The organism is Verrucomicrobia bacterium S94, from assembly GCA_004299845.1.
In the GTDB taxonomy this organism is placed as follows: Bacteria; Verrucomicrobiota; Kiritimatiellia; order Kiritimatiellales; family Pontiellaceae; genus Pontiella.
The window spans coordinates 3,260,715-3,284,498 of record CP036201.1 but is presented as its reverse complement, the minus strand read 5'-3'; the positions used below and the strand labels follow the sequence as shown (position 1 = coordinate 3,284,498).

The 23,784-nt window shown below is 53.5% G+C and carries 19 protein-coding genes; 8 read left to right on the top strand and 11 right to left on the bottom strand.

Annotation, left to right across the window (positions count from 1 at the left end; genetic code table 11):
- Window position 1 precedes the first annotated feature (1 nt).
- Window positions 2-1,042 (bottom strand): GMP reductase, encoded by a 1,041-nt coding sequence (locus EGM51_14440; protein ID QBG48540.1) that lies wholly within the window; start codon window positions 1,040-1,042, stop codon window positions 2-4.
- A gap of 321 nt (window positions 1,043-1,363) precedes the next feature.
- On the opposite strand from EGM51_14440, the gene EGM51_14435 reads away from it, so the two are divergent.
- A complete protein-coding gene (locus EGM51_14435) occupies window positions 1,364-1,693 on the top strand; it encodes a hypothetical protein (protein ID QBG48539.1) in 330 nt (109 codons plus the stop codon).
- A gap of 89 nt (window positions 1,694-1,782) precedes the next feature.
- The gene (locus EGM51_14430; protein ID QBG49320.1) at window positions 1,783-4,668 is read left to right on the top strand and encodes a DUF4982 domain-containing protein; all 2,886 of its coding nucleotides are present in this window, start codon (window positions 1,783-1,785) and stop codon (window positions 4,666-4,668) included.
- A gap of 4 nt (window positions 4,669-4,672) precedes the next feature.
- On the opposite strand, the gene EGM51_14425 is transcribed toward EGM51_14430, so the two are convergent.
- Window positions 4,673-5,701, bottom strand: a complete 1,029-nt coding sequence (locus EGM51_14425; protein ID QBG48538.1) for a DMT family transporter — start codon at window positions 5,699-5,701, stop codon at window positions 4,673-4,675.
- 162 nt (window positions 5,702-5,863) lie between these two features.
- Between EGM51_14425 and EGM51_14420 the strand changes: the two genes are divergently transcribed.
- The gene (locus tag EGM51_14420; protein QBG49319.1) at window positions 5,864-6,517 is read left to right on the top strand and encodes a trimeric intracellular cation channel family protein; all 654 of its coding nucleotides are present in this window, start codon (window positions 5,864-5,866) and stop codon (window positions 6,515-6,517) included.
- Window positions 6,518-6,520: 3 nt separating this feature from the next.
- Window positions 6,521-6,832, top strand: coding sequence for a DNA methyltransferase (locus tag EGM51_14415; GenBank protein ID QBG48537.1), 312 nt, complete (start codon window positions 6,521-6,523; stop codon window positions 6,830-6,832).
- On the opposite strand, the gene EGM51_14410 is transcribed toward EGM51_14415, so the two are convergent.
- The 4 genes from EGM51_14410 to EGM51_14395 form a co-directional block, all read right to left on the bottom strand.
- The gene (locus tag EGM51_14410) at window positions 6,827-7,891 is read right to left on the bottom strand and encodes a LacI family DNA-binding transcriptional regulator (GenBank protein QBG48536.1); all 1,065 of its coding nucleotides are present in this window, start codon (window positions 7,889-7,891) and stop codon (window positions 6,827-6,829) included. The genes EGM51_14415 and EGM51_14410 overlap by 6 nt on opposite strands.
- Before the next feature lie 84 nt (window positions 7,892-7,975).
- Window positions 7,976-9,646, bottom strand: coding sequence for a solute:sodium symporter family transporter (locus tag EGM51_14405; protein QBG48535.1), 1,671 nt, complete (start codon window positions 9,644-9,646; stop codon window positions 7,976-7,978).
- An 84-nt stretch (window positions 9,647-9,730) separates the two neighbouring features.
- Window positions 9,731-11,701, bottom strand: a complete 1,971-nt coding sequence (locus tag EGM51_14400) for a glycoside hydrolase family 97 protein (GenBank protein QBG48534.1) — start codon at window positions 11,699-11,701, stop codon at window positions 9,731-9,733.
- Between the two features lie 73 nt (window positions 11,702-11,774).
- On the bottom strand, window positions 11,775-13,202 hold the full coding sequence (locus EGM51_14395; protein QBG48533.1) for a hypothetical protein: 1,428 nt from the start codon (window positions 13,200-13,202) through the stop codon (window positions 11,775-11,777).
- Window positions 13,203-13,505: 303 nt separating this feature from the next.
- Between EGM51_14395 and EGM51_14390 the strand changes: the two genes are divergently transcribed.
- Window positions 13,506-15,083, top strand: coding sequence for a PrsW family intramembrane metalloprotease (locus EGM51_14390; protein ID QBG48532.1), 1,578 nt, complete (start codon window positions 13,506-13,508; stop codon window positions 15,081-15,083).
- A gap of 85 nt (window positions 15,084-15,168) precedes the next feature.
- On the opposite strand, the gene EGM51_14385 is transcribed toward EGM51_14390, so the two are convergent.
- The 3 genes from EGM51_14385 to EGM51_14375 all read right to left on the bottom strand — a co-directional run bounded on the left by EGM51_14385 (window position 15,169) and on the right by EGM51_14375 (window position 18,942).
- Window positions 15,169-16,785, bottom strand: coding sequence for a YidE/YbjL duplication (locus EGM51_14385; GenBank protein ID QBG48531.1), 1,617 nt, complete (start codon window positions 16,783-16,785; stop codon window positions 15,169-15,171).
- An 88-nt stretch (window positions 16,786-16,873) separates the two neighbouring features.
- Complete coding sequence (mdh, locus tag EGM51_14380) at window positions 16,874-17,815, bottom strand: malate dehydrogenase (GenBank protein QBG48530.1); 942 nt, start codon at window positions 17,813-17,815, stop codon at window positions 16,874-16,876.
- Between the two features lie 251 nt (window positions 17,816-18,066).
- Window positions 18,067-18,942, bottom strand: coding sequence for a hypothetical protein (locus tag EGM51_14375; GenBank protein QBG48529.1), 876 nt, complete (start codon window positions 18,940-18,942; stop codon window positions 18,067-18,069).
- A gap of 190 nt (window positions 18,943-19,132) precedes the next feature.
- Here EGM51_14375 and EGM51_14370 point away from each other — a divergent pair, with 190 nt between their 5' ends.
- Together EGM51_14370 and EGM51_14365 are read left to right on the top strand one after the other, a co-directional pair.
- On the top strand, window positions 19,133-19,399 hold the full coding sequence (locus tag EGM51_14370) for a hypothetical protein (GenBank protein ID QBG48528.1): 267 nt from the start codon (window positions 19,133-19,135) through the stop codon (window positions 19,397-19,399).
- A gap of 59 nt (window positions 19,400-19,458) precedes the next feature.
- Window positions 19,459-21,678 (top strand): DUF2339 domain-containing protein, encoded by a 2,220-nt coding sequence (locus tag EGM51_14365; GenBank protein QBG48527.1) that lies wholly within the window; start codon window positions 19,459-19,461, stop codon window positions 21,676-21,678.
- A 163-nt stretch (window positions 21,679-21,841) separates the two neighbouring features.
- On the opposite strand, the gene EGM51_14360 is transcribed toward EGM51_14365, so the two are convergent.
- Window positions 21,842-22,234: a hypothetical protein gene (locus EGM51_14360; protein ID QBG48526.1), complete on the bottom strand. Its 393-nt coding sequence runs from the start codon at window positions 22,232-22,234 to the stop codon at window positions 21,842-21,844.
- A gap of 807 nt (window positions 22,235-23,041) precedes the next feature.
- Complete coding sequence (locus EGM51_14355) at window positions 23,042-23,245, bottom strand: hypothetical protein (GenBank protein QBG48525.1); 204 nt, start codon at window positions 23,243-23,245, stop codon at window positions 23,042-23,044.
- Window positions 23,246-23,340: 95 nt separating this feature from the next.
- Here EGM51_14355 and EGM51_14350 point away from each other — a divergent pair, with 95 nt between their 5' ends.
- A complete protein-coding gene (locus EGM51_14350; GenBank protein ID QBG48524.1) occupies window positions 23,341-23,751 on the top strand; it encodes a hypothetical protein in 411 nt (136 codons plus the stop codon).
- The last annotated feature ends 33 nt before the right edge of the window (window positions 23,752-23,784 follow it).

Here is a 23,784-nt window from a genome sequence, read left to right as displayed (position 1 = left end):
TCTATTTGGCATAAACCCGGTTTTCCTGCTCGGCGACGCGGATGAATGTGGTGCGTTTGGTGAGTTCTTTCAGGGTGGCAGCACCGACATAGGTGCAGGTGCTGCGTACTCCGCCGAGAATATCGTTCAGCGTGTGTTTCACCGCACCGCGATAAGGGATTTCCACGGTTTTGCCTTCCGACGCACGGTAGTTGGCCACGCCGCCGGCATGTTTGTTCATGGCGGTGGAGGAGCTCATACCGTAAAACTGGCGATAGGTTTTTCCGTCGCGTTCGATGGTTTCGCCGCCGGATTCATCGTGACCGGCGAGCATACCGCCGAGCATCACAAAGTCAGCACCGGCACCGAATGCTTTGGAGACATCGCCCGGTGTGGCGCATCCGCCGTCGGAGATAATCTGGCCGCCGAGACCATGCGCGGCATCGGCGCATTCGATGATGGCGGAAAGCTGGGGATAGCCGACGCCGGTTTTTACGCGTGTGGTACAGACGGAGCCCGGACCGATGCCGACTTTTACGATATCCGCCCCCGCCAGCAGCAGTTCCTCCACCATTTCACCGGTAACCACGTTACCGGCGATGATGACTTTATCGGGAAACTGTTCACGTGTTTTTTTCAGGAACGAGACAAAGTGTTCGGAGTAGCCGTTGGCCACATCGATACAGATAAACCGCAGCTGCGGGTTCTGTTGTTTTATTGTGATCAGTTTCCGGAAATCCGCCTCTCCGGTGCCGGTGCTGATCGCGATATGGTTTTCGATGTTTTCCGGAGCATTTGCCAGAAAAGAGCCCCATTCTTCGGGGGAATAATGTTTGTGGATGGCGGTGAACAGATTGTGTTCCGCCAGCGTTGCCGCCATTTCAAAAGTGCCGACGGTATCCATATTGGCCGCCATAATCGGTATGCCGGTCCATTCCGTTTCGGTGTGCATGAATTTGAACGCGCGGTTGAGGTCCACCTGAGCGCGACTTTTCAGGGTGGAACGCTTCGGCCGGAACATGACGTCTTTGAAGCCCAGTTTAAGATCGGTTTCGATTCGCATGATTTTCTGCTCCTTGTAACAAAGGGGAGAACGATAAACCGATGGATTCATCCAGCATACAAAAAAGCGGTTCCAATCATTGGAAAATTTCAATGACCGGAAATGTGATTTTTTATTGAACACTTCGCCGGGCGGCGGGTCTACCTGAATACCAACAACAACTCCCTGAGAGGTTGCAAAGCCTCGAGAACAGCGATCGGTTTCCCCCTTACCGGTCGCTGTTTTTTTTGCGTCCGGGCGGCTGACAGTAATATGTAAAATATGATCATTTTTAATGTTAAAATATTTTATGTAATTTCTGATTCTTTAAAAAATTGAACGATGGTCAGACTGCAATGGCTGAAAAAGTATCATGGGAGCGTTCCGAATGGCGACGGATTCATCAATGCCGAGGAATACCGTATCGGAACCGACCCGAACGAAAAGACCTCGTATTTCCGGTTGTCGATGAACGGACCGGGGTCACAAAATCCCGGCGAAATTGAGCTCAGCTGGAATTCCGTTTCCGGGAAGCAGTACCGGATTCTTGCTGCAGACCACCTGACCAACGATTTTTCGGTCATCCAAACCGTTACAGCCACCGACGGTTCCGAAACCTCGTTCAGTACGAATCTGACCGCCGGGCGTTTTTTCCGCGTACAGCTGCCCTGAGGGCAGAAGATCCGCGTCATCTTTTCCTGTTCTGTCCGTTCTGTACATTTGTGTGCGTTAACATAAGCAGATATCGATGAGGAGAGATGATGAAAAATATACAGATTGCATTACTGTTGGGACTGACTGCTGTAACCGGGTTCGGATTGCCGGAAGGCTATCCGGAAACGCCGCGCGTTAAAACGAAGATTAATCAGCATTGGAAATTTCATCTGGGCGATCCGGATGCTGAATTTTTTAAATCGGATACAAATGATCAATCGTGGGAAACGGTTCATGTGCCGCATACGCTGGAACTGACCTCGATGAGCCTGAATGATTGTCAGGACGATAAATATCAGGAAACCTTTATGCGAGAGGTTGGTTGGTACCGTCGCGATATCCGCATTTTTCCAACTCCAGGAAAACGAATTTTTCTGGAGTTTGAAGGGGCGCATCAGGTGACCGACTGCTGGGTGAATGGAAAGCATGCCGGCCGGTTTGCGGTTGGTGGTTATTCCCCGTTCCATTTTGATATTACAGATGATGTAGAACCCGGAAAAACAGCGCAGATAACCTTACGGGTTGATAACCGGAAAAATGAAACCACGCCGCCGGATCCCGGACCGTTTGACTACATCAAATTCGGCGGGCTCTATCGTGATGTTTATCTGGTGGAGAAAGATCCGCTGCATATTACGTTCAACTGGGAGGCGATGGATGCCGGGGTGAAAATCACGACGCCGACGGTGGATCCGGTTAATCTTTACGGTAGCGTGAATGTTAAAACCACGGTGAGAAATACGTATGATGTTCCCAGGGAAACCACTTTGATTACACGGGTGATCGATGCGGACGGCCTTGTGGTACTGAAACTGGAGGACTCACAGATTGTTGAGCCGCAGACGGATTTCACCTTTAATCAAATCGGAAGTATTGAAGAAAACCTGCAGTTGTGGGGGATCGATCACCCTTATCTATACCGGGTGAATTCACTGGTGCTGGATGAAGACAAACCTGTGGATTGCGTGGAAAACCGCATGGGATTCCGGAAAGTGGAAATTACCGACAGAGGGGTTGTTCTGAACGGCGAACCGATCAAGCTGATGGGGATGAATCGGCATCAGCACTACGGGTATATCGGGGACGCGCTTCCGGATTCGCTGCATTACAAAGATATGCTTCAGTTCAAAGAACTGGGCTTCAATATTATGCGGACGGCACACTACCCGCAGGATAACGCAATTCTCGATGCCTGTGACGAACTCGGTATTCTGGTCTATGAAGAAGCGCCGACGTGGATCTCCATCACCACCAATCAGCAGTGGTACGCCAATCTGGAAAAAGCCGCGCGCATCATGATCCGGAATCATTATAACCACCCGGCGGTGATCATCTGGGGAGCCGGTATCAACCACCGTGGTCCGGTGGCACAGATCCACAATGCCTGTAAACAGGAGGATCCATTCCGTTTCACCGCCTCGCAGGGCAGCCGCTGGACCGGTCCGCAGCATTCGGGCATAACCGATATTTATGCGCAGATGATTTATGGGGATTATTACTGGAATCACAAAGAACCGATGCTCGCGATGGAAGGCCGGCGCGGGCCGGAGGCGGTAAATCATTATCTGGATGATCCGTTGAAGCTCGGCCTGATTGCCTGGACGGCCCATGCCTATTACACCTTCCATCCCACCAAAACGCCGCAGGATCGTGCGCGAGGCGGTATGATGACTGTTTTCCGGTGGCCGAAAAAAGGAACGATGTGGTATCGCGCTGAACTGACCGATGAACCGTTCACGTATATTGAAGGTGCCTGGACGAACGGAGTCAGCACGCTGGAGGTTTACAGCAATGCCGAAGAGGTGGAACTGCTGCTTAACGGGAAACCCTATCGGAAAAGCGGTCCATCGACGGATGAAAAATACAATCTGCTGAATGCACCGCCGTTTATTTTTGAGATCGATGATTTTAAACCGGGAACACTGACGGCCAACGGACTGGAAAACGGGAACGTGGTTTCATCCATGTCCATCCGGACACCGGAAAAACCGGCGGCGGTAAAGCTGATTCTCGATACGGGAGGTCGTAATGTTGTCGCTGACGGCGCTGATATTCTTGTGGCTTATGCGCAGGTGGTGGATCAGAACGGCACGCCGGTTACGGATACACCGTTCAACGTTACGTTTTCGGTAAACGGTCCTGCCTCCATTGTTGGAGAGGGTAAAGGTATCGGAGCAAATCCGACGCACGTACGCCATGGACATGCGCCTGTGCTGATCCGTGCCGGAACAGAGCCGGGTACCGTCACGGTAACGGCTGAAGCAGCCGGGCTCAAATCCGGAAAAGCGGTGTTTAAAACGGTGAAAGCGGAAACCGATATGATTGCCGAAAATGCCGGACCGATTTATGATTTCGAATCGGTTAAAATTGATATCGGCGGTCATTCCCAGCTGGTGCAGTTCGGCTGGACGCCGTGGATGGGCGATGATAATACGGATTCGAAGCAGGACTTCGAGGCGCTAGGCGGTTTTTCGGCGGTATTGCGGTGCACCAATCCCGAAATGCTCCGCTGGCTGGGCGAAATGAATGTCATGGGTCGCAACGGTTTTGCCTGGGGCGACGGCGTACTCTGCATGGATGAAAACGGGCTGTTACTTGAACTTTCCAACCTTCGGAAAGGCAGATACCGCATCACTACCGGTCACCACGCACCGCGCAATAATTCCGACAGCATGGATCCGAATCCGGATAAAAAGAAAAATGCGGCGATTCATCAGCTGCCTTATGCGCGGAAACTGAAGATTGAGACAGCCGGCGAATCGATTGAAACAGTTGTGACGGAAGGCAAAGCGATGCACGAGGCGCCGTTCGGATCGGTTTCATTTGAGGTTGAAAGTAATGGGCGTGATCCGGTGGTAATCCGTTTTTCGGATGCTTCCGGAAAAGGCCGTGGTATCTGGCTGAATACGTTGGAAATCAGCGAGTGGAAATAACGGTTTAAGAAAACACCAGAACCACTACGCCGAGCACGGCCACGACGGTTCCGAACAGGGAGCGTTTTGACGGGCGGTCGTGCTCAATAAACCAGCTCATAGGTAAGATCATGAGCGGTGACGTTGAAACGATGAGCTGGACAATAATACTCGGTGTAGTGGCCAGAGCCCACTGATAACAGATCACCCCGAGAATCGGTCCTGCCGCCGCACAGAGCAGTACATTGCGGATTTTTCCGGTCATTGGATCGTTCCTGCGAAGTGGGTCCGGGGGACTCTGCCAGGGTTTGTGCCAGCGGCTGAGCAGCCAGAATAAACCGGCAATCAGAATGCCGCCGGTCAGCCGGGCAAACCCGGAGGAGGCTCCGAGAAAAATATAATCGGAAACCGAGGCGATTCCGGATTCATCGAACACAGAAAACGCTTTACGGCTGCAGACGGCGCCAAGACTTTGTCCGGTGGCGGCCAGGAGGCCGAAGAGAATGCCGGAGCCGTAGCGGCGTTTCGCCGGTTTCTCCTCTCCGTGTGCCGGAATGAGTGCCATTGAGATTCCGCATAGAATAATCAGGAGGGAAGCCAGTTGAGAGGCACCGACCGCGGTGCCCAGCCAGAGCCATTCTGCCAGACCGGCCAGCGGGGCCGCAATGCAGTGGACCATCAGCAGCGTCAGGCGGCTGCCCAGCCGCGGGAGCGCAAACCAGACCCCGATGTCGCCGAAACCGAAACCGATGATTCCGCTGATAAACAGCCAGGTAAACGCATTCTGATCCAGACTGATTCTGCCGAAACCGGCGAGCAGTCCCATAACGGCAACGCCGGCGAGCAGTCGCCAGAAGTTAGCGGCGTTTTCGCCGAGCTGTGCAACAGACTGCCGTGCGGGGATCAGGCAGTAGCTCCAGAATAGCGTGGTTAAAATGGACGGTAGCATAATCAGGGTTCCAGATGTTGGGAAACAGAATAGGAGGGGTTTCCATTTGCGGGAACCTTTTCCGTATAATTTTTGAACGGATCCGGAAGCCGCAGGTCTACGCATATACCAACAACGCCCTGAGAGACTGCAAAGTCTCGAGAACAGTGGCCGGCTCCCCCTTGCCGGTCGCTGTTTTTTTATGCATTCTGCTCAGTCTGTCCAAATGAAAAGCCGGCGGAACATGTTTAAAGCCGTCCGATTAAAGAGAGTTGTTGTTTTATGGAACTGATTCATATCCTTGATATTGCCGGGACATTTGCCTTTGCGGTGTCCGGAGCTTTTCGTGCGGTGAAATATGAAATGGATATTCTAGGTATTTCAGTGCTGGCGATGGCAACCGGTGTGGGCGGAGGAATGATCCGCGACCTGCTGCTGGGGGCTACGCCGCCGTCCGCACTGACCGATACCGGCTATATTCTGATTTGTCTTGCCGGTGCGGCGATCGTTTTCATGGCCGCGCCGAAGATTGCCCGGCGATGGGATTATCTTATGGCGGCCGATGCGGTCGGACTCAGCGTTTTTGCGGCGATTGGCGCAACCAAGGCTGAAGCCTATGGATCGGTTCCGCTTACGGTTGCCATGATGGCCATGATCACCGCCTGTGGCGGAGGGGTGATCCGGGATCTTCTTTCCCGCGAAATTCCTGCGATTCTGACCACCGGTTTTTATGCTTCGGCGGCCCTGCTGGGTGGCTTTATGTTTGTATTGCTTGGAAAGTTCTCTCTGCCGGAAGGGGTGCGGATTTTTATCACGATCGGTTTTACCCTGCTCACACGGATTGTTGCATTGCGGTTCCGGCTGAATCTGCCCCGTGTAAAAGCGCTTCACGCGTCGCCTTCGGAAATTGCCCGGGCCCACCGGGAAAATAAGCGGAAATAGGCCATGCAGCCGTTTACGGAAGAGATTATTGAGCTGATCCGCGAGATTCCGCGCGGGAGAGTCTGTTCCTATGGCGGAATCGCGGAGCTGGCCGGCAATCCACGCGCGGCACGGCAGGTGGTGCGGGTGCTGCATAGTTACAGCGAAGCGGAAAACCTGCCCTGGTGGCGGCTCATCAACCGCCAGGGAATGATTGCGCTGAAACCCGGATCGGGTTACGAGGAGCAGCGGGCCCGACTTGAGGAGGAGGGGATCGAATTTTCCAATGACCGGGTTGATCTGTGCCGGTTCGGCTGGAAACCGGAAGATCTATAGCATCTGTTTTAATTCCGAGAGCAGCGATTCAAGGCGTGCCGCTTTGATTTCAGGGCTTTCTATGGGAGCGGTGCTTTGGCGTTCAATCAGTTCAACCGGAACTTCGGTTTTGATGGGAGGCTGTCCGGGATGCTGAATGCAGGACAGCGCTTCAGTGACTGCCTGGTGACCGATCTCCAGAAAATTCTGCCGGACAGTCGTCAGCGGCGGGCAGAAAAATTCACTGTTTGCAGTATCGTCGAAACCGACGACTGCAGTCTGACGCGGGACATCGATCCGGTGTTCGCGGCAGGCGCGCAGAGCACCGAGTGCCATTTGGTCGTTGGCAATCAGCAGGGCATCAAAGGCCTGTCCCCGGGAAAAAAGAGCTGCCCCTGCTGTATAGCCGCTGCGGGCCGACCAGTCGCCGGTTTCCTCGGCTACGAGTGTGGCACCGGCCTTATCAATGACATCCAGCCAGGCCTCTCTGCGAAGCCGGGCGGCTGTCGACGGTTCCGGGCCGTTCAGGAAGGCAAAACGTGTGCGCCCCTGCTGAAGCATGAGTTCGGCCGCCATCCGGCCGCCTGCGCGGTGGTCGGCCATCACGTGATTTACCTGCGCGTCCAGGGGGGCGTCTATGAAAACAAAGGGCATGGGGGCATGATCGTGTATCAGCTGTTCGGCCGGCTCCCGGGCAATCGGGGCATTGATCAGAATGGCGTTGACCTGTTGCGATTTCATATCCCGTACAGCATGCTCCAGGGCGTCCGGTTCGTCGTCGAGTACAGCAAGAGAAATGGCATATCCGGCTTTTTTACTTTCATTACGAATGCCTTCAACAATACGCGAAGCGCCCTGGAAGCTGATATTGAGTGTGATGACGCCGAAAACGCGGGCTTTTTTCCGCCCCATCAGCTGCGCATTTTTGTTGGGCACATAACCGAGTTGATCAATGGCGGCCTGGACCTTCGCCCGGGTCTTTTCGTTGACATAACCGCTGTTGTTGGTGACCCGGGAAACGGTCTGGGTGGAAACGCCGGCGAGTCGGGCAACATCTTTAAAAGTAACTTTGGTATTCATATGTTTCCGGTCATTCGGTTGTGATCTTAAAATCAAATATACGGCAGTATAAACCGCCGTGTTTTCGCAAACAAGCAGGTGGTACTATCTCTTTATTTCCCAAAAAACAGAAAAACCGAGCAGGATCAGGCCGAGACCACCGTAGACGGTGAGTGGAAGGGGGGTTCCGGAAAGCAGACCGAGGTCGGAAAACAGCAGATAGACACCGGCGGCCAGGTAGAGAATGGTTGCGGCGGCGATATGGCGGTGTTTCCAGGGGGTGGTGTCAACGGCGTGGTTGAGTGGAAGAATGTAGTCGGATGTGCGGGGTCTGACCGCACCGATAACGAACATGAGTCCGGAACAGATAACAAAAAGCAGGCCGAGCTGATGCAGAAAATGGAGCGGCGTTTTGAATACCAGCTGCATCAGGGCGTAGGATGATACAAATACGGTGAGGGCGATTTTCGCGGCGATTGGGGGCACGCGTTTGGATACATAGCCAACAAAAACAATAGTGAAAACCGGAACACTGAAAAAACCGGCAACCATCTGCAGATACTGGAAAAGACCTTCGGGGACAAACAGGATGAACGGGGCGATTAGGGTGGATATTACCGCAATGATGGCGGCGAAAAACCGGCCTTCGCGAACCAGCTGCCGGTCTTCTTTATCCTTTCCGAACAGCGGTTTGTAGATATTCAGCGTAAAAAGGGTGGTGGAGGCATTGAGCACACCGTTGAAGGTGCTCAGAACCGCTCCGAACATGACCGCGGTGAAAAAACCGATGAGCGGTCGGGGGAGTACGGTGTGCACGAGACGTATATACATGGAATCGGGATTGCCTGCATGTGCTCCGAAAAGATGAAAGGCAATGATGCCGGGAATAATCAGCACCAGTGGAGTAAACAGCTTGATTCCGGCGGCGAGCAGAACCCCTTTTTGCCCTTCCGCCAGGTTTCTGGCTCCAAGCGTGCGCTGAATGATCGACTGGTCGGTACCCCAGTAGTAGAGGTTCACCAGCAGAAGGCCGCTGAAAAGGGTGGAGAAGGGCAGTGGATCGGAGGTGCTGCCGATGCTCTGCAGTTTTTCCGGGGCGACGGTCAGCAGCTGTTGGAGACCTTCGCCGAAATGGTCGTCAAGCGCGAGTATACCGAAAACCGGAATCATCAGTCCTCCGATCAGTAGGCCGATGCCGTTGACGGAGTCGGCGATGACGACCGCTTTAAGACCGCCGAAGACCGAATAGAAAAAGCCCGGCAGGCAGATTGCGGCGGAAATGAGCGCAACGGAAGCGAACTCGGAAATGCCGAACAGATGCTGCAGGTCGAGCATTTCGCCGAGTACGCGCGCACCGGCATAGAGAGTGGTGGGCAGAATGTTGATGATGTACTGAAAGAGAAAAAGAATCGTAACGAATTTTCTGACGCCGGAGTCGTAACGGCTTTCCAGAAAATCGGGAATAGTGGCAATGCCCTGTTTCAGATAGAGCGGGATCAGCAGCAGGGCCACCGGAACCAGGGTGATACCGGCAATGATTTCCCAGCCCATGACGCTCATGTTGTGGGTGTAGGACTGTGCACTCATCCCGACAAAGCTGATGGCGCCGAGATTGGTAAGAATCAGCGATCCGGCAATCCGTCCGCCGGTCAGGCTGCGTCCGCCGAGGAAATAACCGTCCCGGGTGTTGCACCGGCTGCCGCGCATTTTCCACAGCGTATAGAGCAGAACGAATCCGGTGAAGGCGAGGAAAGAAAGGATGACGGTGGGATTCATTGCCGGGAGATTAGAGGTTTGTTTGTGCGGAATCAAAGTACCGCCCGGAATGATTTCCGGACGGCATATGCCTGCATGGGCCTGTTATTTCCGGATGATGGCTGCCCAGCCGCCGCCGGGAGCCAGGTGAATGTTCATTTTTTCGCCGGCTTTGATTTTGGTGGAGACCTTTTTGTAATCGGTGGCACGTTTGTCGGCGTTGGCTCCGTCCTGCCAGATATCGATGGTGTATTTTCCTTTGGGGAGGAACGAGAAATCAACGTCTAGGTCGCGGGGGGTCCAGTCGGTCATGGCCCCGACATACCAGGTGTCGCCGTTGCGTCGGGCAATGACTACATAGTCGCTGTATTTTGCATCAAGCACGACCGTTTCATCCCACACGCTCGGGACCGGAGCGAGAAATTCCATCACTTCCGGTTCCTTCAGATAGGATGACGGAGCGTCGGCCAGCATCTGCAGCGGGCTTTCGTAAACCACATACATGGCGAACTGATGGGCGCGGGTTCCGAGCGACATCGGGCGGTTCCAGACGGCGTTGTAGTTTTCTTTCTGGGCGTTGGCCATGGCGCCGGGCGTGTAATCGACCGGTCCGGCCAGCATGCGGAGAAACGGCATTTCCAGACAGTATTCCGGGTTGGAGAACATGCCTTCCCATTTGTTGTTTTCCAGACCTCGGACGCCTTCGCGGGTGATGACGTTCGGATAGGCGCGGCGAAGGCCGGCGGGTTTATAGGAACCGTGGAAGTCTACGAGCAGTTTGTATTTTGCGGCTTCCGCGGCGCAGCGGCTGTAGAAATCGACCATCGGCTGGTCGTCGCGCTGCATGAAATCGACCTTGATTCCTTTGGCGCCCCATTCCGCGAAGGCTTCATAGGCGGTATCCGCGTTTTCCTCGAGGGCGGTCCAGGTGACCCACAGAATGATACCGACGTTTTTCTTTTTCCCGTAGCGAATCAGTTCCTGTACATCGACGGCATCGACCGGATCAAGGAGGTCGTTGGTTTTTATGTCGTACCAGCCTTCATCAAGAATGATGTATTCAAGGCCGTACTGTGAAGCAAAGTCGATGTAGAATTTGTAGGTTTCGGTATTGATGCCGGCTTCAAAGTCAACACCTTCGATGTTATTCATGTTGTACCAGTCCCAGGCGACTTTTCCGGGTTTGATCCAGTCGGTGTTTTCAATTGCCTGCTCCGGACCGAGCTGATAAACGAGGGTGTTATTGATGAGTTCCCGGTCTTCATCGGTAATCACCATCAGACGCCATGGAAATGCACGGGTACCGGCGGTTCGGGCGATAAAGTTTTCGCGCTCGCCGACCTTGATATCGCGGTCGGTCGGCTGATAAGTGGTCTTCGGATAGCGGGGGAAGGTGGAAACGAGCTGGTTTTTTTCAGCCCCTTTAACCAGATAAAATCCCGGATAACTGTCGAGATCGGCTTCGGTGATGGCGACCTTCACTTCGGTTTCCCGGGCGATTTTCAGGTTGGGCTCCAGCGTTACCATGGAAGGCAGGCAGGCCATAATATCACCGAGTGCGCTGATGGTGAGGTTGGTGTAGCCGCGTTCATAGTGGGAAAAAAATCCGTCGGAAACCGGTACGGATGCCGGATGATCGCCGGTAAAGTTGTAGACAATTTCCTCGGCTTCCACGAGGACCTCACCATCGAGTTCTGTGAACAGACGGTAGGCCACACCGTTGTCGAATGCGCGGAAAATTACTCCGTATCCATTTTTAAAGGTCAGTTCGAGTTCGTTGTAGCGGTCGCGGATTTCGGCGCGTTTTTCTTTTACAACCGGTTTAAGGATGCGGTCTACGCTGCGCTCTTTTTTGTCGGCGACCATCGCGGTTTCGCCATATTTTTTCCCGTCGATCGTGATGCTGATCGGCGAAGGCGTGGTGACCATCACATTGTTGTGACGGATCTGGTAGGCGAGTCCGCCGTCGGTGTAGACTTCAATGGTGTTGTTTCCGCCTGGGGATTGCACGAAATACTGCTGTGCAAAGGTGGAAGCGGCGAGGGCTGTGATCAGTGCTGTAAGGGTTGTTTTCATGGATTTTCCTTGGGTTGATGCGTTGATTCCTGTTTGGGGTTGGACGGTGTTTTTCATGGTTCCTCCTTTTTAATTACCACCAGATTTCAAACTGTACGCCGGCGGTCAGGCCGGAGGTGTCGTTTCCATAAGGCGCGCTGCCCGGTCCGTTGCCGATCTCGCCGCGGAAATCGTTGCTCCACGTGGCGTAGGTGACGAACGGGCGCAGAACCGGGCGGGAATAGTATCCCTTCGCCAGAGAGAGTTCGGGGGTGAAGGTGATCATGCTCAGGTTGCCGGCGATGTCTTTCTGGCGGTTGTTGACATAGTCGTTGCTCAGCTGTACGGAGAGGCGGAACTGTTCGGTGACATAATAGATAAAACGGCCGCCGAGACTGAACCAGAATTCGTCATCGCCGAGGTTCGCAGAAGGGGACGACCCTTCCTCATAGGGTGCCGTGCCGTGATTGCGGTACTGCAGAATGCTGACCAGATTCAGTGCCCAGCTCTCTTTATTATCATACAGCCAGTTATTGTTCAGTTCGATGCTGTAGGCTTTATCCAGATCATTTTCCACATAGTTCGGATCGCCGTTGTAGGTGCCGGGATTTTCGCGTACCGCTGCGCTGTCCCAGTGGTTGATCGGAATATTCGCACCCTGGCGGAGTACCAGACCGGCCTGGTTGGAATAATCGCCGTTCAGGTAGTCGAGCCAGGCTGAGACCCCGAAACCGTGCTTTGTCTCATAGCCCAGCTCCTCGTTTTCCATGCGTACGCTGTACGTACTGCTGGCATTGAGATCCCACCGGTCATTCAGTGCATATTTCACCCAGCGCACATCGAAGGCGTAGGTATGGAGCCGGTTGTGTTCGCCGTTTTTATGGGAAATGACATCGTCATCCTTAAAATGAAAGAGGGTCAGTTTCAGGTCGTGTTCGCCCGGCCGGTTACCGAACAGGCCCTCAATGCCGATGCCTTCGCCGGCCTGCCCGGGATTGTTCCATTGGCGGTCGAGCATGTGGATGGCCTGGCGCTCGAAAAAGCGGCGGCCGATCCAGAGGTCGATTTCATTGCCGAACAGATTGTTGGCGCGGCCGTAGAGCTGTTCGGTCAGGTTGTAGGTCATCGAATCGCTGTCGAAGGCCTCCCAGCCGGAAACCATCCAGACCCCTTCGATGTTTTTGTTTTTGTCATCGAAAAGATACTGCACATAGTCGAACTCCAGTTCGCCGTAGGTATCGGCCTGATTGCCCAGGCTGTATTTATTCTGCGGACCCGGTGCCTGAAAGGCCGCCTGCGTGTTTCCGCCTTTGCTGATGCCGATTCCGGTTCGGAGATATCCGGAAATACCGAATGCATAATTTTCGTTTTCCTCCATCGGTACAGCTTTCATTGCGCCGGCATTCCGGCCCGGAAGAGCCGCCGCGAGCAGCAGTACAGGAAACGCAGCGGCGTTAAATCCGGAAAACAGCTTTTTGAAAAGGGACGGCATTCTCTCGTTGTATCCTGTTGCAGTACGCATCTGTTCCTCCTTTTTATGTTTTCGAAAACATATAGGAGTGTTTTCGCAAACTGTCAATGTAGAATCTGCATAATATCCTAAAAATTTAGTATATATGGGATAATTTCGGGTATTTTCTAACCTTTTATATAGGCGAATTATGGAATAAATAGGGAATATATGTTTACGCAAACTGTCTTTTCGGGAAAGGGTTTAAAGAGGGGATACAATGGGTGCGGGCGGTTTTCAGGAACTGATTTGTTTCCCAACAGCTGGAAAGGCGGGTATGAATGAACACGGTCAGGGAAGCTGTATTGGAATACGATGAATAAACAGAAACTGTTTCAGAAAACGCGCAGTGTTTCTTTTTTGCTGAAAAGCTCCGCTTTTCTTGCGGCCATACTGCTGGCCCTCGGCACCGGAATCAGTTTTCTGAATACGGACCGTCTCAGTCTCTATCAGCAAATCATCTCCCGGCCGGTTTCCCTGGAAACGATCGGAAGAGGTGCCGATGAACCGATGGAGGACCGGGGCGGGTCGAACCGGATTACAAAGGCTCTGGTGGAGTGTTTGGAATCGGACGATGCTTTTCACATCAAGATACTGCATATCGCCGATCTCTTTTATTATATTGAAACCGATGCGCCCGTGCGGCTTCCATCCATTGAAGCGCTGGATTCTCATCAGCAGGCGATTGCCGAGGCCTTAGTGACGGCCTGTGTCGAGGGGGATTTCAAGCCTTTGGAATCCTTGGCCGCCGGCGATGCCCCGCCGGATGCCAACTATGCGCTGGCTGTGGCCTTTGAAAATACGGGCAACAGCGAGGGTGAGCTCAAAGCCCTTTACCGCGAGATTGATCTGTATAATCCCGCTTACGCGCGTCAGCGGATTGTGGAAATCTATCTCGAGCTGCAGCGGTACGACATTCTTGATGCGCTTGCCCGGGAGGATGACTATTGCGATTTTTTCTCGGCCTGGGTGCTGCAGGATATTGCGATTCACCGACTCGACTGGCCGATGATTCTGAAAACGCTGATTCCGGCGGCGTATGAGGATATTCTTCCGGCAACGGTCGTTCTGGCGGTGCTTTCGGGATTCATCTGGACCACCGTGCTGATCCGCTTCAATGGAAGGTTTTCCAATGTCTGGAAGTTTGTCATTCCGGCGCTGCTGCTCGGTGCGCTTTCGGCGCACGCCACGCTGCTGGCGGTTTTCTGGCAGGAACATCAGATGGGCTTCGGTTTAGGAGAAGGGGTGTATCATCAACTGCTGTATTGCCTGGCCATCGGGTTGAAAGAAGAGGTGATCAAGCTGTTGCTGTTTGTTCCGCTGATTCCGTTTCTGCGCAGCAAAAGCGATCTGGTCCTCCTGACCGTTGCGGCATTGGTGGGGCTTGGATTCGCGATTGAAGAAAATATCAATTATTTCAGCGCTTCAGCCGGTCTTAGTGCCGTTGCCCGGTTTGCCACTGCCAATTTTCTGCATATTGCGCTGACCGCCATGTGCGGTCTGAGCCTCGCCCGGGCGGTTTATCATCGGGGAAAGGATATTCCGCAGGCGGCTGTTACACTGGTGTTGGCAGTTGCGATTCATGGATTCTATGATGCTTTTATGATGGTCGAAACCTTTGAGAATTATTCCTGGCTGACCTATACGGTTTTTATTCTGATGGGCTATCAGTATTTCAGCTGGTTGCGGTATTTACGCGAAGAATGGCAGGACGCCTTCAGCATTACCGCCGTGTTTACCTACGGTATTATCACTGTGACAGGTCTTTCGTTCACTCTTTTTGCCTGGTTCACCGGTCCCTATCCTGCCCTGCAGGCGGTGCTGAGCGAAGCGATCGGCATTGCTATTATTCTGATTCTGTTCTACCGCGAAATTCCGGAAACCATCCGGTAACGCAGCGTGCTCTGTTTTGCGGTATCCGGATACAGCAAACGCCCGGAAATGTCCGGGCGTTTGCAACGAATGAGGCCGGAATGGCTTAACCGCCGCCGATGAGTTTGATCAGGACTTTCGAAGCGATGATCATAATGATCAGTGCAACCGGATAGGCCGAAACATAGCTGACCACCGGAATGGTGGAATCGGTTTTGGCGGTAATGGCGCCGAGGGCTGGCGTGGAGGTCATACCGCCGCAGATACCGCCGAGGGATTGCAGGGCATTCATCTTAAAGAATTTCGTGGCAATCGGCCACGCTACAATCAGCGGGAGCGATGATACGGCAATACCGAGCAGGAACAGGATCAGGCCGTGTTCTCTCAACGTAGGCACCAGCATGGCTCCGCCTTTGACACCGGCGTTCGCCAGGAAGAACACGAGGCCGAGTTCCTGCAGCAGCATGCGGGTGGGGCGGGGGATGAAGCCGACAATGCGGCCGACTTTACCGAAGTGCCCGAGAATCAGGGAAACCAGCAGCGGGCCGCCGGCGAGGCCGAGCGTGATCGGCGAGGCTCCGGGAAAACCGATCGGCATGAGACCGGCGATAATGCCGAGGGTCAGACCGACGGAAAGCGAGAGCAGGTCGGTGGCATCAATGGCATTGGCGCGGTGACCGACGGCTACAGCGAATTTTTTGATGTCATCCGCCGCGCCGACGCAGTTAAGGCGGTCGTGGCGTTCGAGAATGGTTTCCGCATTCGGGACAAATTCAAGACCGAGACGGTTGATGTGGGTGATGACTACACCGTAGTTGCGAAGCGGGGCTTTGTCGCCGAGCTTCTGGCCGGTGAATGCCGGAGAGGTTACCACGATATCCTGCCGTTCGTTGTCGGCATCTTTGAGGACTTTGCGGTCGCTTTTCACACCGATGAACTCGACGGCCATTTTCATTTCGGATTGACGGCCCACCAGCAGAACATGCTGGCCTTCTTCAAATTCATCTTCGTAGCTCAGGGGAACGAGGCAGTTGTCTTTCAGAACACGGGTCACCTGCACGGCGTTAAACTGGGTCACGCCGGATTCGGAAATTTTGGTTCCGTAAAGATTCGGATTGCAGACTTCAACCAGCACCGTTTGAACCCGGTTGCTCTCGGTATTCGGAGAATCGTCTTTAATATCGTCAAGATTGATCCGCAGGATACGGGGAAGTACCTGCACAAAAAGAACAACCCCGATTACTCCGAACGGATAGGCGATACCGTAGCCGATTGAAACTGAATCGCCTCCGCCCTGCATGGCGAGTCCTTCGGTTGCGGCGGCCAGTGCCGGTGTGGAGGTCAGTGCTCCGGCGAAAATACCGGTGGCCAGACCGGGCGGAAGGTGGAGCAGTGATGCTCCGCCATAAGTGACCAGTGCGCCGAGTCCGACAATCAGAACGGCCAGTTTTGCCAGATTGGCCCCTTCGCGGGCGAGTGAAGCAAAAAACCGGTCGCCGGCACCGATGCCGACACAGTAGACGAAGAGTACCAGCCCGAGTTTTCCGACGCCGCTCGGAATGGCATAGCCCAGATGGCCTGCCAGCAGTGCGGTGAACAGAACGCCGGAACTGCCGAGATTGAGACCCTTGATTTTAACATTGCCGAGCAGCAGCCCGGTTGCGATGACCGCAAACAGTGTGATCAGTGGCTGATCGATTAATAATTGATGAAAGGCACCCATGCCCTTTTATCCCCTGGTTAATAGTTAATGAAACAATAAAGCCATGCCGCTCAATTTGAGCGGCATGGCACAACTGCAGGTACTGCGATTATGCAGAAAAGTTGTTTTCAACCCACTCGGTCAGCTCTTTAACCGCGTTGATGGAAACATCAAACGCCGCTTTTTCGGTTTCGTCGAGCTCAACTTCAATGACTTTTTCGACGCCGTCCGCCCCCATGATGACCGGAACACCGGCATACAGACCGTCGATACCGTATTCACCGTTGAGTCGTGCGGCGCAGGTGAGGACCGATTTTTTGTCTTTCAAATAGGCTTCGGCCATTTTGATGGCGGAGATGCCCGGGCTGTAGAAAGCGGAACCGGTTTTCAGCAGGCCGACAATTTCGCCGCCGGATTTTGCTGTGCGGGCTGCAATGGCTTCGAGTTTATCCATCGGAAGCATCTGGGTTACCGGAACTCCGCCGACCGTAGCGTAGCGGATGAGCGGAACCATCGTGTCCCCGTGTCCGCCCATTACCATGGCGGTAACGTCTTCAGCGGCCACACCGAGTTCAAGAGCGATCAGCGAGGAAAAACGCGAGCTGTCGAGTACGCCGGCCATGCCGACCACTTTATTGGCCGGGAAACCGGTGACTTTCTGCATGGTGTACACCATGGCGTCCAGCGGATTGGTGACCACGATAACAAAAGCGTTCGGAGCCTGTTCCTTGATGTTTTCGCCCACGGTTTTAATGATGCCGCAGTTGACTTCCAGCAGGTCGTCGCGGCTCATGCCCGGTTTGCGGGGAAGACCGGCAGTGACAATGACGACGTCAGCATCTTTCATGGCCGAATAATCGTTGGAACCGGTGAGGTTTACGGAAGAAGGAATTACCTGTGCGCCGTGGGTGATGTCGAGGCTTTTGCCCTGCGGGACACCTTCCGCGATATCGATGGTTACCACGTCGCCGAGTTCTTTCTGTGCGGCGAGCAATGCCATCGTCCCGCCGATCTGCCCGGCGCCTATGAGTGCAATTTTCTTACGTGCCATATCTCTACTCCTTAATCAGTTAGAAATTTATAATCCGCGAAAACTATCACCGCATTTTTTACCCTACAACAAATTGCAGATAAAAATAATCATCATTTAGGCCTTCGCAATCGATATAAAAATATGGAATGGGGTATACCGGTCGGTCCAAAGCTTGGAAAGCTTAAATCGATATTTTTTTATCGTTAGCACTCCGTCCGGCTTATCCGGCTTTATCAAATCGGCGGAAGAGAATGGTGATTTCGGGCGGATTATTGGATCACATATTTTTTCCAGAATCCGGCGGTGTCGTTGCTTTCGAGGGTATCCTGCAGAATCCACCAGATTTCCACCGTATCGGAAAAATCGACCCCGCCCGGTTTGATAAAGGACCATTCATGAGGAAAGCCTTCGGGATAATAATGGTCGATAATCCGTTCCGCTTCGGTCCAGTAAGCCGACGCTTTTGGATTGGCGGAGCGTTTGGCCGATTGCATGTATTCGGTGCTTTTGTTGCGGAATTCGGGAGTTGAATAGTCGCCGCGGTCGCCCCAGCCGGTTTCGCCAAAGGGAGCGTTTCCGTCATCGAGGGCAAAATAGGTGGTTTTCTGTTTCACATAAGCCAGATCGGCGGCATCGGTCTGGTCTTCATTCCATTTGCTGTGCTGAACAACAATAACGCGGGTTTTAACAATGGCTTCGTTCATTCCGTCGTCTATCAGCACTTTTACCCAGTCGGCGGTGATGTTCGACTGCCCGGCTTCGGCCACCCAGACTTTTCCGCCTTTATTGAGGACTGCCTCGGCCCGCTTTTTAATCCGTTCAACGGAAGCATCGCGTTCATTGTGCGCATCCGTCCATCCTTTATTTTTTTCGCCGAACACCATGGTGAACAGTGCCGAGGAATCCATGTAGTTGCCCTTCTGGATGCCGTAGGCACCGGCGACCGCGAAAACCTTGACGTTTTTCCAGTCCGGATGCCGCAGCATGCATCCTGCCGCGGCCTGGGCATGAAGATCGTCGGGGTCGGGTTTACTGTCATATTGGGCAATCAGCAGATCCCGATCCGCGTCAAACGTCGGCCGGGCCGTTGCGCAAAACACGGCACTGAGAGTGAAAAGCAGGGTGGTGAATACGGTTTTATACATGGCGGCTCCTGTTGGTATAATCATCTGTATGTACTGCAACACAGTATACCGAGCGGCCGAGGATTTAAAAGCCTCTGCTTTTAAGACCGGGTTCAAACTGCTCCCCCGGAAAAAAAAGCTCGTTTGCGCACGAGGTCAGGCGTACATAAGCGACAACGGTTGGAGGAGAGAACAACCGGAGAAATGAAAAATGCTTGATCAGATAATGGAAGTTCTCACGCCGCGTCGCATGATGTCGGTCGGGAATCTGGCCGCCTCGCTGGAGATGGATCCCGCCGCTCTGCAGGTGCGGCTTGATCAGCTTGAAGCCGGCGGCCGTATCCGTTATGCACTTTCCAGATGTTCCGGGTCCTGTTCCTCCTGTGCCGGGTGCGGCGATTCAGACGAGCCGGCGGAACCGGTTGTCGATGAAACCGCCATTGTGATTTCGCTCGAACTTCGCGCTGAAGAAGACTGATCCTGCATTGACCTCCCGCTCAGTTCCACGATAATGCCCCTTTTGCAAAGGGGATCATCATGGAAGGGCTCATTGTACTTGCGGTATTCGGCGTCGTTTTTGCGCCGATCATTATTTCAATCATCGCACTGGTAAAAGTTTCCGGTCTTCGGAACGAGCTGGATGCACTGGAGCGCAAACTCAGAAATCAATCGGCTGAGCAGATTCAGCCGCAGCGAATCCGCTCAGTTTCCTCCGCTCCGGTTCCGGAAAAGCCCCGCCCGGCTGTAAAACCGGAACCGGTTTCTACAGCATCCCGCCCGACGGTTTCCACGGAATCCTCTGTGGAGGTCAAACCGGTTGCAGCAAAACCGACTGCTCCGAAACCGGGCATCGAATTCCTTATGGGCGGCCGTGCCGCCGCTTTCATCGGTATCGCTATTCTGGTCATCGGCATTGCCCTGCTTGTCGGCTATGCCATTCAGCATGCCTGGCTCGGGCCCGGCGCCCGCGTTTTATTCGGTCTGGCTTCCGGTCTGGCACTGGCAGGACTGGGACATTGGGTCAGCCGGCTTGATGAAAAATTCACGGTATTCTCCCGGGTGCTTACCGGGGGCGGGAGTGCCCTGTTTTATTTTACTGTATTTTCCGCCTACGCCTTCTATCACCTAATCGGAGCCGTTTCCGCCGGCGTCGGGCTCTTTATTTCCGCTGCTGCGGTTTTCGGGCTGGCGATGCTTTATGCCTCGCAGTCCGTCGCGGTACTCGGCGTGCTTGGGGCTTTTGTCACTCCGCTGTTGATCGGCGGAGAACTCGATGCCGGCGTGTTTCCGCTGGTCTACGTTACGCTCATTAATGTGCCGGTTATTCTGCTGGGCGTCCGCCGCCGGTGGCAGTGGCTCTACAATCTGGCATTTGGTTTCACCGTGCTTCATTCGCTGATCTGGATGGATCGGCTCAACGCCGCCGATTTTATACTCGGGCTGCTCTTTTTCACGGTACTCTACCTCGAGTTTGCCGCCCTGGGGCTGCTCAAACTCCGCAACGAGCAACGTGTGCGCGGCCGCACCGTCGATCTGATCCGTCTGGCGCTGCTCTCTGTTTTCCTGCCCGGTATGCTGTACTGGCTTTTTTCCGATACCGGAAAAAACGGCTGCGGGACCGCTTTTGCACTTTTCGGGATGCTGCAGTTCGGTGTGGCGGCGTTTTCGCATAAACTTCTCACTCGTTTTTCCGGCGAAACCACAGCCTTTGTCTCCGGCGGCATCTTTGCTCTTGCGATGGCGCTGCCTGTACAGTTCGACGGCGAATGGGTATCGCTGGGCTGGGGTATTCAGGGTGCGATACTCGCCTGGTTTGCCCTGCGCGTAAAATCGCGCACGCTGCAGGCCGGAGCCTTTTTTCTCGGCCTGATCGGTATTTTTAAAGTAATGGTACTGGATTTCGAATTCTACGCCGAGCCGCCGCACCTTTTCCTGAACGCCCGTTTTGCGGTCGGTCTTGTTTCGGCCGGACTGCTGGCGCTGCAGGGAAAATGTGCGGCGCGCCTGACGGATGAAAATGAACCCGATCCCTGGATTGATGCAGCGTGGCTCATCGGCGCGATTTCGACCGTACTCTTTTTCTTCACCGATGTTTTCTGGACGGTAGGTACCGACAGTCCCGCCGGCTGGCTGCTCACCTCCGGCATCCTGCTCGCCGCCGGAACCGGACTGGTGCTGTTCGGTCCACCGCGCCTATCCATTCTGTGGCTGGGCGCATTACTGCTTTTTGCCGTGCCTTTAAAAATGCTGCTGATCGATGCCTTTCTGGCTGTGGAAAACTTTTCCGTGGAACCGGAGCCCTTTCTCAACCGCTATATCTGGCTGCAGCTCACACTGCTTGCTCTGCTTTCCGGAACCATCCAGCCCCGGCTCAGGAAACTGCACGGCCCGATGTTCGAAACCCTGCCCGCCTTTTTAGGGCTCATGAATCTTGCGCCGCTCGCTTCCGCCCTTGGCCTGCTCAGCCTTGAAATCAGCCGTGTCAAAACCGATTGGGCCGCCATGGGGATCACCATCCTCTGGGCCCTCAGTGCACTCGCGCTGATTCTCTACGGTATGAAACGCCGTACTGCGCCGCACCGCTATTTCGGCCTCATCCTTTTCGGGCTCGCCACGCTCAAAGTGTTGATCGTTGACTCTTCCGAACTTGAAGGTCTGCAACGCATTGGTGCCTTCATCGGCACCGGCCTGCTGTTGCTTACCCTTGCTTTCGCCTACCAGAAAGCCTCCGCCTTTTTTCAATCCCTGGAAGAATAAAGGGAAAAGGGGAGCGGCTTATTTGCGCTTTGCCTCATCAACAAATCCGGAAAAACAAACGCGGAAGAAAAAGTTCTTAAGCCAAGTCTTTAACTCAGACTCAGTGAGGGTTGCACTCCATAGATTAACGAAATCGGTTGACGGGGATATACAGGACAGGCTGCTAAACCCATGCGTTGTAGGAACTGGCCATATCAATGGAGACAGCCTTTATCTGTTTCGGCTTGATTTTAATACGCTTGCGGAATTTCTTAAGCGGGTCGCCGCCTTTCCCCTTACCAATGTAGAACACCGTACCTGAGTCGATGTCGCGTACGACAGTGATGTAGCCGAGCCGCTTGCCGTCAATGCCAGGATAGGCGGTATCGTACGAGATGTACCCGTTTGTATTTCTTTTCCAACCAGGCCTTTTCAATGTGCTTGATGGTTTTCCATTGCAACCCGGTAAATTTTGAAATGGTCGAGATCGATATTTCCGCCCGTAGCGCCAGAACGAAGCGCGCACTCCATCGGGCATAACGCACATACGAATCTGGACAAAACGCAATCGGTTCATGGTTTGATATCCCGCATGCCCGGCATTTAATAGGGCAGACAGCCACGCGCATCAGCATTTTTTAATCAATGCAAAGCCCGCGGATGTCACGGGTTTTGCCGGTTTACGCCAGAGAGGTGTTTCAGAATCGGCACTGTGGACACGGTTGCTGCTTAGCAGGGGACCCAAGGTAATAAATCTCCGTGGTGGAGGTGCGATCGGTCCTTTCATAGTTGAACCCCACAATGCTTTGGGTATGGTAGAGTGCGCTGGTTGTTATTCGTTGAGTAGGAGCATAGAAGGAAACGACAACCGGCAGCTTTTTTCAATCAAGACGCTCGTCCGTGAAGAGATGTAAATTAAACGGTCCGTTTTTCTTTTCGGCGCTCATATTGTCCACGTCTGAAGATCACGCACAAATAGTTTCGCTCATTTGAATGGGCTCCTTCGGCTGATACGATCAGCCTGTGCGTGGAATCACATGGGAGGAGGACCGCATGGAAAAAGCCGGCACGAAGACGGACAACATTCCGAAAAAGGATGCTGCTGTTGAGTGCAGCATCCGTGTGTATATGGATAAATCAGAGAGGCCATCTGTTCGGAAATGATTTCCGGGAAACAGCCTCCTCTTCTAGGCGTGGTCCTGTTAAGGTATTTTCCCGTTAGACCCTCTAATACCAAACGTTAAAACTATCCGGTATAAATTTGATCCCGCGCAGAGGCGCTGAGGACGCAGAGAAATTCAGTCATAAACGGCTCCGCGCGCTCTGCGTCGCTGCGCGGAATAACGCTGTCGTTAAGACCGGAATGTTTTAGTAAAGGGTATAATTAGTTGGAATTGCGGAATTCTTTCTGCCAGATCCAGACCCGTTTTTTGCTTTTTACTTTTTCACCGGGGCTGGAGCCGTATTTCTGGCTGGCATCGGCGGCGGCCCCGCGGTTTTTCGGGGAGTCAATGTAGCTGCGGGTTACACAGCCTGAAAGGGCGATTGCGAACGCTGCAAGGCAGCACAGAGTAATCAGTTTCTTCATTTCAGTATCCTTTTAAAATATCGGGTTGTGCAATGTGAATGCATGTTTTGAAAGGTTCGGCTTTGGATCATTTTGACCCGGCTAAACCTTTCTGAATGAGATGCTTGATTTTCCAGACACTGGAAAAAAATGAAAGCCGATTTTCAAACGGTCTTCTTTTTGGTTATTTTGTCGGGCTTATGGAACAGAACCCCAAAGACCAGTTGGATTTTAACTTTGCTGCCGACGATCTGCTCGAATTTCCGCGCGATCTCGGTGAGGAGGGCTGGTTCCAGTTTAATAACGAAAAAAAGGCGGCGTTCCGGCGGGTGGAAAAAAAGTTCGGCATTGTGCTGAATAAAAAAGTGAGGCTGCGGCTGCGTGGCTGGGATGAGGAGTTCACCGGACGTCTTGTGCTAGATTCCCTGGCACTGCCGTGCCCCTGTGCTGAAACTGTGGCACTGCGCCTCGGAAAACTGACCTTTGAAAACACCGATATTGAATCGCTGGATGTTTTAGAGGATTGAAAAGAACAAAGTGCCGGAGGCTGAAGTATCATG